The sequence below is a fragment of the Paenibacillus sp. FSL K6-0276 genome (assembly GCF_037977235.1).
In the GTDB taxonomy this organism is placed as follows: Bacteria; Bacillota; Bacilli; order Paenibacillales; family Paenibacillaceae; genus Paenibacillus_AQ.
On the sequence record NZ_CP150276.1, the window covers coordinates 4201190 to 4216056 of the forward strand.

The following is a 14867-nucleotide window of genomic DNA, read 5'->3' on the forward strand; positions in this document are numbered from 1 at the left end:
CCTTAATGAGTTACTATATAAATCAAACCACTTGTTCAGGGGTATATTCGTACATATAATCTTGGTTGATGACTTGTTTCTCTTTCACTTCGGACGGAAACATAGCTTCTGCCATACGAATGGCCTTCAGCATGCCCTTCGCTTTATTCACGGTCTCCTCGTACTCTTTCTCAGGAACCGAGTCCCAAACGATCCCTGCCCCGGCCTGCACGTACGCACGACCTTTTCGGAAGATGATGGTACGAATGGTGATACAAGAATCCATGTTTCCTGAGAACCCTAGATATCCAATCGCTCCGGCATAAGCTCCTCGAGCTTCACGTTCTAGCTCTGCTATAATCTCCATGGCCCGTAGCTTCGGTGCCCCAGAAACAGTTCCAGCTGGCAGACAGGAGAGGAATGCATCAAAGAAATCTTTATCCTCACTGAGCGTGCCTGACACATTCGATACCATGTGCATGACATGCGAATATCTTTCAATCTCCATAAAGGAATCACATTTCACAGAACCAAATTTGGAGACTCTCCCTAGATCATTACGACCTAGATCAACAAGCATCAGGTGCTCCGCACGTTCTTTTTCATCCTCCAAGAGCTCCGCTGCGAACGCACGATCCGAAGCTTCACTTTCACCTCTTGGTCTTGTTCCAGCAATCGGCCGTGTCTCCACACGATTTCCATCCACCTTTACGAGTGCTTCTGGGGAGGTACCAACAATAATCTCCTCATCCATTTTCAAATAATACATGTAAGGTGAAGGGTTAAGCGTTCTAAGCATCCGGTATACATGCAATGGAGAAACTTCTGTTTCAATATGCAGACGCTGCGACAGCACCACTTGAAAGATATCACCGGAGCGAATGTATTCCTTCGCCTGTTCTACATTGTTGATGTACTGCTCTTTAGTTAGATTAGAATGAATCTCACCAAGTTCGATATCCTGAGGAATGCTGCGACGATTCACATTTTCCTTAGGGCCTTCTTTTTGTAGATCTTCGGCCATGTCCTCCAGCTTTCGACTCAGGCTTTCATAATTGGATCTGATATCTGAATCTGTATCTCCATCTTTTACATGCAGGTTGCCAACAAGAAGAATCTGCTGCTTCACATGATCAAAAACAATGATTCGATCACAAAACATAAACCTTATATCATCCATTTTGAGATCATCCACAGGATGCTGAGGTAACTTCTCATAATATTGCAGCAGATCATATCCAAAAAATCCGATAGCCCCTCCTGTAAATGGAGGCATCTCCTCCAGCTTAGGACTTCGGTATGAGCGTAATAACGCCTTAAGCTCTTCAATCGGCTTTCCGTGCAGTTGTTTTTTCTCACCGCCGACTTCTACGTTAATTGCACCCTTTTTACCGGATATCATCAAAAAGGGATCGCTACCGATGAACGAATACCGGGCCCATTGTTTGCCACCCTCTACACTTTCAAGTAAGAACGCACGGTCACGTTCAGCGAAACGTTGGAATAAACGGATAGGTGTTTCCATATCCGCGAGCAGTCGCTTCACAACAGGAATCAGATTATAATCCCGCGACAGCTTTACCACTTCTTGAACACTCGGATTCGTCATTTTTAGATGCCCCCTTAGATATATGAATGGTTCCGAAACACAGAAAAACCCTCTACCGAAGTAGAGGGTTTGTGTAAGTAAGTATATATTTATGAGCAATTGATCAGCATAATTTAAATAGAGTCTACAGACTTATCCCCAAATAAGATATATCACTGATGTTAAATAACACTTCAGTACATATCAAAATAAAGAATCTGCATACAATATACCTGCTAATCTAAAAAACTTCTTGCACTCTGCTCAACTATACTCATCTCAACTAAACTAAACTCGTCTATACTCGGCTAATTACACTATACATGATGACGATGGTCATTGACAACCCACAACTTAAATTTAGGACTTACTCTCCGATAAATCTGGGCGAAGCTTCTGAGCCTCATTCAGATAAACGTGGCGGATCTCACGCTGCGATTTATCCGTGTTAATCTGTACCATCAAGCGGATGCACTGCGGCAAGCTGCCTTTAACTGGAATCTCTGTTGAACACATGAGTGGCACCATTTCCCAGCCATCAATCTCACGAATGGCTCTTGCTGGAAAAGTAGCATCCAGATCATTGGTCATCGTAATCCATACATTGCTTATATTCTCAGCTAAAACATCATTGCGTTCTACGATTTCCCGCAGCAATATAACGGTCTCACGTAAAATCTCTACCTCTTCGTTCTTAGTCACGGTTGTAGCTCCGCGAATCCCTCGGTTTACCACGGTCTTTCCTCCTTCTTTAGCTCTGCGAGAACCTCGCGTACTAACGACTCCTGCACATCATTTACAATGCTTACAGAGCCTATGGAATCAGGCACGATAAAGGTCATCTTGCCTTCTTTGAATTTCTTATCATGCATCATAGCGTCCATCAGTTCATCTTCATCATACTCCGAAGGGAGCCGTACCGGCAGTGATAGCGCGGACAGCATAGATACCGTATCCTCATAAATGGACTGATCCCGACCAAGCTTCGCAGCCAAAAGCGCTGAACCGGCCATTCCGATCGCGATCGCTTCTCCGTGCAGAAACACACCGTACCCACCTACTGCTTCAATGGCATGTCCGATGGTATGTCCAAGATTCAATATCGCTCGAAGTCCGTGCTCACGCTCATCATTCGCCACTACCTCTGCCTTGATCGCACAACCACGTTCTAGTGCATAACCCAAGGCTTCGACATTTAGCTCTAACAGCTCTTCGGCATGATCTCGACACCAATAGGCGAACTCCTTGTCTACGAGGAGACCGTGCTTTACCACTTCTGCCAAACCAGATGAAACTTGACGTGACGGAAGAGTACGTAGTGTATCCAAATCGTAGAGCACCATTGAGGGTTGATAGAAAGCCCCGATCATATTTTTGGCTAGTGGATGATTGACGGCCACTTTCCCCCCTACACTACTATCGTGGGCTAGAATCGTCGTCGGAATTTGCAGAAATCCAATCCCACGCATATAGGTTGCCGCTACAAATCCAGCTAAATCTCCAACCACGCCACCACCTAAAGCCAAAACCGCTGAATTGCGGTCTAGTCCTGCTTGAATCGCGGTTGTCATTACCTCTTCATACACGGTTAGTGATTTGGACGCTTCGCCTGCTGGCATAATGTGACTAACCACAGTATAACCTTGCAAACGCAGAGCCTCTTCAAGAGCTGGTAAATACCGCGGAGCTACTTCACTATCACTTACAACCAACAATGGGCTGCGAGCTGAAAATCCGGCTTCAGCACAATAATGGGCAATGTCCTTTAATAAACCACTACCGATATAGATAGGATAAGAACGCTCCCCCAAATCTACGTTAATTGTACGCATAATTAGTAACTCTCCAGCTGTGATAGGTAATTCTCATAATTCGCTTTAATCTCTTCCAGTGAATCGCCACCGAATTTATCAAGAAAAGCTTTAGCGATTTCCCATGCCACTACGCTTTCCAGCACAACACATGCCGCTGGGACCGCACAAGCGTCCGAACGTTCTACTTGCGCTGAAAACGGTTCTTTCGTATCGATATCAACACTTTGAAGTGGCTTATACAGGGTTGGGATCGGCTTCATGACACCGCGAACTACTACAGGCATTCCGTTAGTCATTCCGCCTTCAAATCCACCCAAACGGTTACTTGCACGGTAGTAACCTTGAGAAGCCTCATACATAATTTCATCATGTACTTGCGATCCACGAAGCTTACCAGCTTCAAATCCAATTCCGATTTCAACGCCCTTGAATGCATTAATCGACATTACAGCTCCAGCGATAGCCCCGTCCAGCTTCCGATCCGACTGTACATAGCTACCAAGACCAATAGGCAGACCTTCGACGATACATTCAACGATTCCTCCGATGGAGTCGCCCTCTTCCTTGATCTTGTCTATGTAAGACTCCATCTTCTGTTCTGTTTCTTTATCAACGACTCTGACAGAGGATGCTTCAGTTAACTCAATCAACTCATCTATAGGCAGATTATTTACTGGAGCTTCGATCTCTCCAATCCGGATAACCTGTCCTGCTACTTTGACACCAAAGGCTGCAAGCAGTTGTCTCGCTACAGCACCACATGCGACTCTGGCTGCTGTTTCACGGGCACTGGAGCGCTCCAGAACGTTACGAAGATCTGTGTGATTGTACTTCAATCCGCCATTCAGGTCTGCATGACCAGGACGCGGCCGATTTACACGCCGTTTTTCTTCGTCGCTACCTGGAACAGGCTCAATATTCATAATGTTCTTCCAGTGGGTCCAGTCCTTGTTCTCTACTACCAATGCTACTGGCGCACCCGTTGTATAACCATGACGTACTCCGCCTACAATTTGTGCGGTATCTTTCTCAATCTGCATGCGGCGTCCACGTCCATACCCTTTTTGACGGCGCTGCAATTGAAAATTAAGCTCTTCAAAATCCAATGTCAAATTACTTGGCAATCCCTCAATAATGGCCGTAAGCTGGGGCCCGTGCGTTTCCCCCGCTGTTAAATAGCGCAAACTCATGCTGCGTTCCCCCTTTTATACTTTTAAACTGTAAATCGCTAAAATCCTTATGATCTTTGCTCATTATAGTATAGGGAATCCTCTTTGACAAGAAAGGGATATCCCTAAAATGACTCCATTCGCAACAAAAAAAACCGACTTTTCCGTCCTTGTACAGCATATAAAATCCTATATTTTAAAGTAAAAAGCGCCATTCACACTCTAAAGAGTATGAATGGCGCTCCTCGGCTCGGTCCGGCTCTTGTTAGCTGCCGATCCGCTGACTTGTTGAAGGAAATGTAGACTTACGCTCTTCCAGTTGCAGAAGGCGCTTCAATTGCATTTCTTCCACACCGAGAATTTGCCCGCACTCACGAACGGTGATAAAGCCTCGTTTGTACGCGGCAATGACCTTGCTTTTGTCCATCGGTTTAACGATCCTTTCGCTTAGCTTACAGATTCTACTACCCAGTATCACTGAACTAAAGCGAAAGTATACGTATAAAGAACACTATGAAGGAGCAAGAAGTATTTATTTTTTACGATAGAAAAAGGTTTCCGTCGATTCAAAGCCATACTGCGCTGGCGTAAATATTTGCTCTGTGCTGCCCACAAACAAATATCCACCCGGACGTAGACTATCCGAGAACTTATGGTAGAGCTTATTCTTCGCCTCTTCAGTAAAATAGATCATTACATTGCGACAAATTATAAGATCAAAGCCATCGTCGAACTTGTCCAGCAGTAGGTTCTGTTTGCGGAAATCTATGTTTTTCTTAAGCGAGTCACTGACTTTGAATAAAGGACCCTCGGGTTTAAAATAGCGAGCAGCAACATCCTTAGGCACATCCTTTAAAGAACGTTCCAGATAAAGGCCTTCCTTTGCTTTGGAAAGTGCACCATCGTCAATGTCCGTAGCCAGAATACCTGTCTGTCCTAATATATTCTTGTCGGATAAAATCATAGCCAGCGTGTAGGGCTCTTCTCCGGTGGAACATGCAGCACTCCACAGTTTCAATCTACGGCCAGATTGTTGTAAGTCAGGAAGAATTACATCTCGCAATACTTCCCACCGATTCGGATTCCGCCAGAACTCGGAGACATTAATCGTCATTCGGTCCAAAAATTCATAAAATAAGTCCTTGTCCTTCATCATTGCGGCAAAAAATTCACTAAAGGTATGATATCCATTCTTCACACGAAGAGTCGTTAAACGCCGCTTCATCTGCGCTTCTTTATACTGAGCCAGATCAATTCCGGTGCTTTGCTTAACATGATGAATAAACCCGATGTAATCTGGATCTGCTGTTAATGCTGCAACATTACGATCAGACATGTTACTCCCCTGCCTCCCGCCTGGATCCTACATCCAGACTGCGATGTCTTTGTTATACAGATTCAGTTCATCTGGAGTAAAGAAATTAGCAATTTCTCGTTCTGCACTTTCAGGCGAGTCTGATCCATGAATTAAATTAAGCGGTGTATGGCTGGCAAAGTCGCCTCGAATCGTTCCCGGCAGGGCTTCTCCTACCTTCGTCTTACCAATGAGCGTACGGGATAATGCTACAACATCATCACCTTCCCATACCATTGCAAACACTGGACCTGAAGTTATGAACGAGACCAACTCTGAAAAAAAGTCCTTGCCAGCATGCTCCGCATAATGTCTTTTGGCTTGGTCTTCACTTACTGTAATCAGCTTTGCAGCTACCAACTTAAAGCCCTTATCTTCAAAGCGTGCAACAATACGTCCAATTAATCCACGTTGTACTCCATCAGGTTTGACCATCAGATACGTCTTTTCCATAGAGGCACTCTCCAATTTCCCATTAGTTGGGTTGTTTTGACGCTATCTTAACAGAAACTGCGCTTTCTGGAAACGTTTAATTTCATGATCACCAAATCATTAATAGGCTCTTCCTGTTACAAAAAAGGCAATATCGCGCAAATTACGCTTAGTCTTGTTGTTAGGCAACTGATCTAGTGCCGCTAGTGCCTTCGCGATATAACGTGAAGCCAGCTCCTCGGAACGGGCGATTCCATCTCCAGAAAGAATAAGATCAATAGCACGTCCTACTGTGCTGTGGCCGTCGCGAATAGACTTTAACTCCTCTAGGAGTTGAGCACGCAATCTTTCATCTTCCAGGCTATAAATGACAGGGAGTGTGATATTCCCTTGCCTCATATCACTGCCCGGAGGTTTACCAATTTGTTTCTCAGTACCTGAAAGATCGAGTAAATCATCACGAATCTGGAAGGCCATGCCGACGTTATAACCATAATTATAAAGTAGACGAGCCACCTCTGGTTCAGCTTCAGCAGCAAGCGCACCAAGTTGGCAACTAACAGCAATCAAAAGCGCTGTTTTGCGGCGGATACGCCGCAGATAGTGGCGCACACTCTGATCACTATTGAAGAAGTCACGAATCTGCTCCATCTCACCGATCGACATTTCAATCATTGCCTTGGACAAAATCTGATGAATTCGCGGATTCTTCAGCTCCGTCGTCATCACCAGCGCTTTCGCATATATGTAGTCACCAGTGTACATAGCAATTTTATCGCCCCATTTGGCTTTAACGGTGAGTTCACCTCGGCGCAGTTCTGCATCATCGATGACATCGTCGTGGACTAGTGAAGCGCTATGAATCAGTTCCAGCGGTATCGCAACACGCTTCAGCTTCTCTAGATCATACTTACCAAATTTCCCACCCATCAAGACAAATACGGGACGTAATCTTTTACCGCCTGCTTTTAATAAATGCAGTGAGGTCTCCGTTAGCAGATCGTCGTCACCCTGTACGCTACGGTACAACTCTTTTTCAATCTGATCCATGTCTCTGTTCAGTAATCCGAATATTTGCAGTCGTTTCATTCCTTCACCCGTGTCAACAGTTTATGACTCCAAATCTCCATTTTCACTTCCTGCGGCAGCAGGCCCATCTCATAGGCATAGCGGAAATAGAGGTTCAGACCTTCCTGCTGCCTTTCTCCAAAATCATAGCATAAATTGCGGAAGTACCCTTCCCAATAAGACTTAGTTCCTCCAATGGTAGTACAGGCTGCAAGTACTATAGGATCTAAATCACTTAATCCCCGTAGTTTACTCTCAGCAAAAGCTTCTGCAATTTCCGCAATGGCTTCCGGCTTGTCCTTCGCAGCCTTACGATTCACAGCCCAGACCGCAAAGGTCATCCCTAAGCCCGTCCATTCCTTCCAAAGCTCCGCCAGATCGGTAACGATATAACCTTGATCCTGCCAAGAGGCCTTAATAGCATTATCACCAATGAGTAAGCAGGCATCCGCTTGATGCATCATGGCATCCAAATCAGGATTAGCGCTAATATACTCTGGTTTATTGCCAAAAGCTTTTTCCATTAAAATTTTCAGCAAGTTTACCGATGTTGCAGAAGTATTCGTAACGGCTATCGTACCTCTACCTATCTGTGCAAGAGGCACCCGAGAAAAAAGAAATATTGACCTCACGGGACCGTCCGCACTAACCGATAAATCAGGTAACAGCATTAACTTGTCACTGGCTTCAGCATACGCAAAAGAGGATAACGCACCCACATGAATACTTCCACGACTCATCCCCTGATTAAGAATGGCAGGTACTTCACTCACCATCTCTGCAGAATATTTCAGTGCAGAGGGATGAAAATTGTGAAATACCGGCCATGAGTTGGTATAACTGATTTTGCCAATGATGGTGTGGCTGTTATTGTCCATCCTTTCAATCCCCCCATCTGCGAAATAATTGATGTTCAATATTAAAGCTGTCGAGCACTTTGCCCACCATGAAATTAATCAGATCATCCATACTTTGCGGCCCAAAGTAAAAAGCCGGCATTGCGGGAATGATCCGAACCCCCAAACGGGACAGCTTCAACATATTCTCAAGATGAATAGCATGCAGAGGTGTCTCACGAGGCACAAGCACCAGTGGACGTCCTTCCTTAAGCATAACATCAGCAGCACGAGTCATCAGATTATCGGAGGTTCCATTAGCAACCGCAGACAATGTTCCCATGGAACAAGGCATAATAATCATCCCTTCCACTCGAAAGGAACCACTTGCGATAGATGCGCCGATATCAGCAACAGGATGATAAAGCAGAGAACCGGGATAGCCCTTGAACTTTTCGTTCAAAAAGCCTTCCCGGTCTGATGCGATATAGCCCAATTCTTCTTTAAAAACGCGCCAGCCTGCATTGCTTACTACCAAATGCACGGAGTAACCCATAGATAGTAAAGTTTCGATCAGTCGGATACCATAAATAGCACCACTTGCTCCTGTAATGCCAACCACGAAGTTTTTCGGTTTAGTAAGCGTCATTTGTTGAAATGCACCACCAAGTCAATCAAAGTGAAAGAGAACACTACGATGCTCAGCACGCCGTTCATAGTGAAAAAAGCTGTTTGCAAACGACTGAGGTCACTCGGAGATACAATATAATGCTCATAAAAAAGAATAATATAAGCGAGGATCATACCTGCTACATACCACCAGCTTAAATCCGTCAAAAACAGCAGCGACACGAATCCAATCGCCGTGAGAATGTGAAATACGCGGGCAATAACGAGCGCTCCTTGAACCCCAAACCGCACCGGAATGGATTTCAAGCCCTCTTTTAGATCAAACTCAACATCCTGACAAGAGTATATAACATCAAAACCAGCAGTCCAAAACACAATTGTGAAGTAAAATACCATTGAAGTCCAATTTACACTTCCGGTCACAGCCACCCAGCCGCCCAGAGGTGCAAGCGCAATGGTGAGGCCGAGGATAAGATGGCATGCCCATGTAAAGCGCTTAGTAAATGAATAAATAACAAGAAGGAATACAGCGATAGGTAAAAGTTTAGCTGATAAAGGATTCAGTTTAAAGGCTGCCCAAAAGAGTAAGAAAAACGAAATACCGATAAAAATGACAACTTCACCGATCTTGAGTAATCCTGCAGGAATCGCTCTTCCGGCTGTGCGTGGATTCTTAGCATCACTAATCCGGTCTATCAATCGATTCAGCCCCATAGCTGCACTGCGTGCTCCAAACATGGCGATTACAATCCAGCCAATTTGGCTCCAGGATGGAAGACTATCATTCATGACAACTGATCCGAGTAAAGCACCCATAAAGGCAAAGGGTAAAGCAAATACCGTATGTTCAAACTTAATCATTTGCAAAAAGATACCGATTTTCTTAAACATTCCCGTTCTCCTTGAGCCCAATATGTAATGCCGCGATGCCTCCGGTCAAGGGGAAGGATTCCACTTTTTGAAGTCCGGTTTCACGGAAAATAGTGGCTAGCTGCTCCCGGTCAGGGAACAATGCCAGTGATTCTGGCAGCCATTTATATTGCTCATACCTTTTTGCGAATAGCTTGCCAAGCAGAGGAAGTACACGCTGGAAATAAAAGAAATATACGCCTTTGAACGGCTGTTTCATCGGCTTGGAAAGCTCCAAACATACAACCATTCCACCAGGTTTTACTACCCGTTTCATTTCGTTAAGCACTTGAACAAGATCTGGCACGTTGCGTAGTCCGAATCCAATCGTTGCATAATCGAACGCATTGTCTTCAAAAGGCAGCTCCATAGCATTGCCTTGTACGAGCGAAATACGGTTCTGAAGCTTGCGCTCTTCAACCTTGCGGCGTCCTACTTCGAGCATACCTGCACTGAAATCCAGTCCGATCACATTACCAGTCTGTGTTGCTTCCGCCAAGGCGATGCTCCAATCACAGGTCCCACAGCATAAGTCTACGGCTGAGTCCCCCCGCTTCATACCCATCTTCTTCATCGTGAATTTACGCCAAGCCTTGTGGCGGCGAAAGCTAAGAATGTCATTCATCAAATCATATTTTCCAGCAATACTCTCAAACACGGAATGTACAAACTGCTCTTTCGGTTTGCTGTTGTCACCCACAGCAGTTGTCGTCTTTTCCATAGTCATCCATTAACCCTCCACGGCTGCTTGTCCTGAGATCTTCATCTGCAGGAGAAAACGATCCAGCGCGATCTCTAGCTCTCTAAGCAAACTCTCGTCTTTAACGCTTTGCAATAGTCCCTCAATAGACTGAAGCGATTGATGAAGCTTGTCCGTCAGTTGAGAATCGCATTTATATTTCATTTTCAGCATCTTCCAGTCCTTCTGATCAAGGTTCTGGTCTTGAAGCTGCTTGCGTTCTTCCTCTGTCGCAGTCTCCATCATCTTCCAATAGCAATAGCCATTTCCTGCATTCGCGGGATCATCACTACGGAGAAGCTCTAGAGCTACGGTCTCACACTGACTGAATTCAGCCAGCAGCTTCTCCCACAGCTCCACTAAGGAGTTCTCAATCATAGGAGTAAAAGAAAGGAACAGCCGCATATTCAGCTGTACCATGTGCCGCAAGTATTGTTCAGCCGAGAGGCGTATTCCCCTCATCTTCACGTAGAGATTCGCTTTCAAGACATTGAAATCTGCAATTGCCTTACTCAAGATTCCAACCATCTCAATTTGATCACTCTTTGCAAGCAAATGATAAAACCAGCTACTGAAGTAATCGCCAGCAAGTACCTTCAATTGACGGGAACGCATGGGGTCTCCACCCTGTCTATCATTCGAACGATCGATTACCTCATGAGTGTCCAGACCCAGTTGAACAAGCGCTGTCACAAGCGTGTACAACTCTCCAGCACTTCCTTTTGCAGAAGAAGCGTGGTTTAGAAAAATATATAACAAATGACCCCGGCCATCAGAAAACGGCGGCAAATCCGTATGCTTCTGAATCATGTCGTAGTCGGTGTAGGGTTTAGCCAGTTGCGGTATGCAGTACGGTTTCATTTCAGCCTCCGAAGCCATTGACATTATAATAATTCGTTTGTTCACAATCTTGTCTATTATATCACATGTTTTTTTGTCACGCACTGTGGTACGTCTGAGTTTCTTTTAATCCTTTCAAGGATAAATGAACTGTTTCTTCCAGAGCTCGGTTTCACTAATGCGGAAGCCCGTTTTGAGACGATCCGATATAGGAAGATTACCCGCAGACTGAAGTTCATTTTGCAGCGAATAAGACCACTCAGAACGTCTGATATCCCCAGCTAACAGCAGTCGTCGGCTACCAAGCCATTTATCTTCTACCACAATGCGCAATAGAAGCTGATCCACATTCGAAGTTTCTTGAATAGCAAAGGAAATGGCCTGAGCCATATTTTGATAGAGTTCCTCAGGTTCATGATCGTTCCCACTCACTTTAAGATCCAGTGACAGAACATGATCTTCCCAGCCTACGCTATCTATGGATAAGGTCAACGGAAGGACGCCCAGAACATCAACAAGATTGTCATTGTCAAGCACTGTGTTATGGCTGCCCGTTAAAGTCTCCACGGCCCCATTTCTCTGCTGTACAGATGAGTCTAAGTCTGCAAGTTTCGGCAAAATAACAGCAGAGGTTGCGGTCAAGAGTAATACGGCTCCGATCAACCAGGCTTTGTTCATGGACACACCCCCTTATCCATAGTACCCACTTTTTTTGTGGATGCGATCATTCACCCTTACTATATTTTGAAAAAAAGCAGGCTATGCCTGCTTTTCAGCTTTCACTTTCCAATTGTCCGTGTTTCGTAAATATTTCAGCCTTACCGCGGATCTTCATAGCTGAGGTATGATCGGTAAATTGTGCAATCAACACCTCACCCTTATCTAGCTTCTCTGTATGATGAAAGCGTGTATCCGTACCTCTGGTTAGACCAATGACTTGAACTCCATTCTCTTTGGCCTTAACCACAATATAGTCGCTACCTGTCGGAAGCGGATTCTCGCTCGTATTTTTATCCGTCATCGCTGATCCTCCTCTAAACCTAATGTACAGCCCATGCTATTCCAAAAAACAAATGCCGCCTTGGAGGGCGGCATAGTTGTTACTTAAAAAGACTATGGGATTGATATGTAGAAATCTTTATTTGATTCCGTCTTTCAGCGCCTTACCGGGTTTGAATGCCGGTACCTTGCTTGCAGGAATTTCGATTTCTTCACCAGTTTGTGGGTTACGGCCTTTACGTGCGGAACGTTCGCGCACTTCAAAGTTTCCGAATCCAACCAGTTGTACTTTGTCACCGCTTTGCAGCGCTTCTGTAATTGCTTCGAAAACCGCATCTACAGCTTTAGTAGCATCCTTCTTGGGAAGTTCAGTTGCTTCTGTAACTACATTGATCAAATCAGATTTATTCATGTTTTCTCACCTCCCTGGGTAAATTTCCGGTATCATACACTGTTTCCGTTTAAACGTAAAATATACGTGATAATCCCGTTTATTGCTGAACACTGGCGCCCATAGACCTTAAAGCGCAACAAACTTATAGTAATACAGCCCATCCATAAATTCAAGCTGTTAGACAAAAAAGGAGCAGAAATTATCATCTATACTTGCATAATCATCTAATTCCCCTCTAATTTGTTAGACCTATTAGTCCAGTATAACTCTTTCATTTCAGAAGAAAAATTGAGTCAGATTCACCGTTATTATAGGAAATAAGAATCAAGTTTCATTATTTTTGCACATAAAAAGAGTGGGATCTCTCCCACTCTTCGAATCCACTTAAATTTAGCTTAGAGAATTATTGCAATAAGTCCGCCTGAGCCTTCATTGATGATGCGACCAAGCGTTTCTTGCAATTTGTAGCGGGCATTATCCGGCATCATCGCTATCTTGCCTTGAATACCTTCCCTCACAATGGAATGCAAGGAGCGCCCAAAAATATCGGATTCCCAAATCTTGATAGGGTCATTCTCGAAGTCCTGCATCAGATAACGAACCAATTCTTCACTTTGCTTCTCCGTACCAATGATTGGCGAGAATTCAGATTCAACATCAACACGAATCATATGAATAGATGGTGCGGTAGCCTTTAAGCGAACCCCGAAGCGAGAGCCTTGACGAATCAGTTCTGGTTCATCTAGAGCCATTTCGGCTAACGAAGGTGCCGCAATACCATAACCGGTTGTCTTGACCATTTCTAAAGCTTCCGAGAAACGGTCGTACTCCCTTTTCGCATGTGAGAATTCCTGCATCAGCTGGAGCAAATGATCCTTGCCGCGGATCTCAACCCCCACTACCTCCATCAGAACCTGATCATACAGCTCTTCTGGGGCATACAGATCGATCTCTGCTACTCCCTGACCCATGTTCATACCACTTAGGCCAGCTTTATCGATAAAATCATACTCTGTGAACTGGGATACGAGTCGGTCAACATCCCGTAAGCGGCGAATGTCTTTTACCGTATCGCGAACGGAGTTCTCATAACTACTACGCAACCAGTGATTCTCTCCAAGCACCATGACCCAGCTTGGCAAGTTCACATTCACTTCATGTACAGGGAATTCGTACAATACCTCACGTAGTACACCAGTAACATCTTCTTCAGTCATGCTTGCCGCGCTAAGCGTCATAACAGGGATATCGTATTTGACGGCTAGCTCGTTGCGGAGCTGCTGCGCTTCCTCACTGCGTGGCCGAGTGGAGTTAATGACCAACACAAATGGCTTACCCACTTCCTTCAGCTCCGCAATGACACGCTCTTCAGAGTCCACGTACGAGTTCCGCGGAATTTCTGCAATCGTACCATCTGTTGTTACCACAACACCAAGCGTTGAATGCTCCTGGATGACCTTACGTGTTCCGATCTCTGCCGCTTCCTGAAAAGGGATTGGCTCCTCAAACCAAGGTGTAGAGATCATTCGTGGTCCATTCTCATCCTCGTAGCCTTTAGCACCTTCTACAGCGTAACCCACACAGTCTACCAGTCGAACATTAACCTCAAGCCCTTCCGCAACCTTGATTTGGACTGCGTTGTTAGGCACGAACTTAGGTTCAGTGGTCATAATTGTTTTGCCTGCTGCGCTTTGCGGAAGCTCATCCACAGCTCTTACCCGATCTGCCTCATTCGTGATGTTAGGCAGGACAATTGTTTCCATGAAGCGTTTAATAAATGTCGATTTCCCCGTGCGAACCGCGCCGACGACGCCAAGATAAATGTCTCCGCCGGTACGCTCGGCAATGTCCTTGAAAATATCCACTTTTTCCAAAAGAGATCCCCTCCTCATATTACTCCGAAGAAAAAATGCCTGAAGAGCATCGACTTCGCGTTCCGCCGGTAATCTGACCCTTGCAGGACATCAACCGGACTTATCGTATGCCCGCCCGAAGCCTAGCTGCTTTCGACCGGGACGTACTTGCCCCGCGCTAAACTCCGAATGCTCGGACATGCATTTGGACTAGTATCATCATATGTATCCGGAACGAATTTATGACCCGTATTCGCGCATTT

17 protein-coding genes are annotated in these 14867 nt (G+C 45.1%); all 17 read right to left on the reverse strand.

What is annotated here, in order from left to right; genetic code table 11:
* Nucleotides 1–22: 22 nt before the first annotated feature.
* The 17 genes from trpE to spoIVA all read right to left on the reverse strand — a co-directional run bounded on the left by trpE (nucleotide 23) and on the right by spoIVA (nucleotide 14625).
* Entirely contained in the window at nucleotides 23–1588 is a 1566-nt protein-coding gene (gene trpE, locus MHH52_RS19795; RefSeq protein ID WP_340004147.1) for an anthranilate synthase component I, read from the reverse strand.
* A gap of 339 nt (nucleotides 1589–1927) precedes the next feature.
* On the reverse strand, nucleotides 1928–2302 hold the full coding sequence (aroH, locus tag MHH52_RS19800) for a chorismate mutase (RefSeq protein WP_340004148.1): 375 nt from the start codon (nucleotides 2300–2302) through the stop codon (nucleotides 1928–1930).
* Nucleotides 2296–3399 carry a 3-dehydroquinate synthase gene (gene aroB, locus MHH52_RS19805; protein ID WP_340004149.1) on the reverse strand — a complete coding sequence of 368 codons (1104 nt, stop codon included), beginning with the start codon at nucleotides 3397–3399 and terminating at the stop codon, nucleotides 2296–2298. The genes aroH and aroB overlap by 7 nt, the downstream gene beginning before the upstream one ends.
* 2 nt (nucleotides 3400–3401) lie before the next feature.
* Nucleotides 3402–4571: a chorismate synthase gene (aroC, locus tag MHH52_RS19810; RefSeq protein WP_340004150.1), complete on the reverse strand. Its 1170-nt coding sequence runs from the start codon at nucleotides 4569–4571 to the stop codon at nucleotides 3402–3404.
* A gap of 244 nt (nucleotides 4572–4815) precedes the next feature.
* The gene (locus tag MHH52_RS19815; protein ID WP_170880309.1) at nucleotides 4816–4977 is read right to left on the reverse strand and encodes a hypothetical protein; all 162 of its coding nucleotides are present in this window, start codon (nucleotides 4975–4977) and stop codon (nucleotides 4816–4818) included.
* Nucleotides 4978–5082: 105 nt separating this feature from the next.
* Nucleotides 5083–5886, reverse strand: a complete 804-nt coding sequence (locus MHH52_RS19820; RefSeq protein ID WP_340004151.1) for a protein-glutamate O-methyltransferase CheR — start codon at nucleotides 5884–5886, stop codon at nucleotides 5083–5085.
* A 27-nt stretch (nucleotides 5887–5913) separates the two neighbouring features.
* A complete protein-coding gene (gene ndk, locus MHH52_RS19825) occupies nucleotides 5914–6357 on the reverse strand; it encodes a nucleoside-diphosphate kinase (protein WP_340004152.1) in 444 nt (147 codons plus the stop codon).
* 99 nt (nucleotides 6358–6456) lie between these two features.
* On the reverse strand, nucleotides 6457–7425 hold the full coding sequence (locus tag MHH52_RS19830; protein ID WP_340004153.1) for a polyprenyl synthetase family protein: 969 nt from the start codon (nucleotides 7423–7425) through the stop codon (nucleotides 6457–6459).
* On the reverse strand, nucleotides 7422–8282 hold the full coding sequence (locus tag MHH52_RS19835; RefSeq protein ID WP_340004154.1) for a menaquinone biosynthesis protein: 861 nt from the start codon (nucleotides 8280–8282) through the stop codon (nucleotides 7422–7424). Before MHH52_RS19835 ends, MHH52_RS19830 begins: the two co-directional genes overlap by 4 nt.
* A gap of 4 nt (nucleotides 8283–8286) precedes the next feature.
* Nucleotides 8287–8889, reverse strand: a complete 603-nt coding sequence (locus tag MHH52_RS19840) for a flavin prenyltransferase UbiX (protein WP_313639204.1) — start codon at nucleotides 8887–8889, stop codon at nucleotides 8287–8289.
* Nucleotides 8886–9761: a UbiA-like polyprenyltransferase gene (locus tag MHH52_RS19845; RefSeq protein WP_313639203.1), complete on the reverse strand. Its 876-nt coding sequence runs from the start codon at nucleotides 9759–9761 to the stop codon at nucleotides 8886–8888. Before MHH52_RS19845 ends, MHH52_RS19840 begins: the two co-directional genes overlap by 4 nt.
* Nucleotides 9754–10506, reverse strand: a complete 753-nt coding sequence (locus MHH52_RS19850; RefSeq protein ID WP_340004155.1) for a demethylmenaquinone methyltransferase — start codon at nucleotides 10504–10506, stop codon at nucleotides 9754–9756. Before MHH52_RS19850 ends, MHH52_RS19845 begins: the two co-directional genes overlap by 8 nt.
* 3 nt (nucleotides 10507–10509) lie before the next feature.
* Entirely contained in the window at nucleotides 10510–11424 is a 915-nt protein-coding gene (locus MHH52_RS19855; protein ID WP_340004156.1) for a heptaprenyl diphosphate synthase component 1, read from the reverse strand.
* A 69-nt stretch (nucleotides 11425–11493) separates the two neighbouring features.
* Nucleotides 11494–12036: a hypothetical protein gene (locus tag MHH52_RS19860; protein ID WP_313639200.1), complete on the reverse strand. Its 543-nt coding sequence runs from the start codon at nucleotides 12034–12036 to the stop codon at nucleotides 11494–11496.
* A 94-nt stretch (nucleotides 12037–12130) separates the two neighbouring features.
* A complete protein-coding gene (gene mtrB, locus MHH52_RS19865) occupies nucleotides 12131–12379 on the reverse strand; it encodes a trp RNA-binding attenuation protein MtrB (RefSeq protein WP_313639199.1) in 249 nt (82 codons plus the stop codon).
* Nucleotides 12380–12496: 117 nt separating this feature from the next.
* Complete coding sequence (locus tag MHH52_RS19870) at nucleotides 12497–12769, reverse strand: HU family DNA-binding protein (protein WP_036676223.1); 273 nt, start codon at nucleotides 12767–12769, stop codon at nucleotides 12497–12499.
* Nucleotides 12770–13146: 377 nt separating this feature from the next.
* Nucleotides 13147–14625 (reverse strand): stage IV sporulation protein A, encoded by a 1479-nt coding sequence (gene spoIVA, locus MHH52_RS19875; protein ID WP_340004157.1) that lies wholly within the window; start codon nucleotides 14623–14625, stop codon nucleotides 13147–13149.
* Nucleotides 14626–14867: the final 242 nt, after the last annotated feature.

Coding starts and splice junctions, on each gene's coding strand:
- trpE (WP_340004147.1), bottom strand. CDS start 1,588: ATGACGAATCCGAGTGTTCAAGAAGTGGTAAAGCTGTCGCGGGATTAT.
- aroB (WP_340004149.1), bottom strand. CDS start 3,399: ATGCGTACAATTAACGTAGATTTGGGGGAGCGTTCTTATCCTATCTAT.
- aroC (WP_340004150.1), bottom strand. CDS start 4,571: ATGAGTTTGCGCTATTTAACAGCGGGGGAAACGCACGGGCCCCAGCTT.
- MHH52_RS19815 (WP_170880309.1), bottom strand. CDS start 4,977: ATGGACAAAAGCAAGGTCATTGCCGCGTACAAACGAGGCTTTATCACC.
- MHH52_RS19820 (WP_340004151.1), bottom strand. CDS start 5,886: ATGTCTGATCGTAATGTTGCAGCATTAACAGCAGATCCAGATTACATC.
- ndk (WP_340004152.1), bottom strand. CDS start 6,357: ATGGAAAAGACGTATCTGATGGTCAAACCTGATGGAGTACAACGTGGA.
- MHH52_RS19830 (WP_340004153.1), bottom strand. CDS start 7,425: ATGAAACGACTGCAAATATTCGGATTACTGAACAGAGACATGGATCAG.
- MHH52_RS19835 (WP_340004154.1), bottom strand. CDS start 8,282: ATGGACAATAACAGCCACACCATCATTGGCAAAATCAGTTATACCAAC.
- MHH52_RS19840 (WP_313639204.1), bottom strand. CDS start 8,889: ATGACGCTTACTAAACCGAAAAACTTCGTGGTTGGCATTACAGGAGCA.
- MHH52_RS19845 (WP_313639203.1), bottom strand. CDS start 9,761: ATGTTTAAGAAAATCGGTATCTTTTTGCAAATGATTAAGTTTGAACAT.
- MHH52_RS19850 (WP_340004155.1), bottom strand. CDS start 10,506: ATGACTATGGAAAAGACGACAACTGCTGTGGGTGACAACAGCAAACCG.
- MHH52_RS19860 (WP_313639200.1), bottom strand. CDS start 12,036: ATGAACAAAGCCTGGTTGATCGGAGCCGTATTACTCTTGACCGCAACC.
- mtrB (WP_313639199.1), bottom strand. CDS start 12,379: ATGACGGATAAAAATACGAGCGAGAATCCGCTTCCGACAGGTAGCGAC.
- MHH52_RS19870 (WP_036676223.1), bottom strand. CDS start 12,769: ATGAATAAATCTGATTTGATCAATGTAGTTACAGAAGCAACTGAACTT.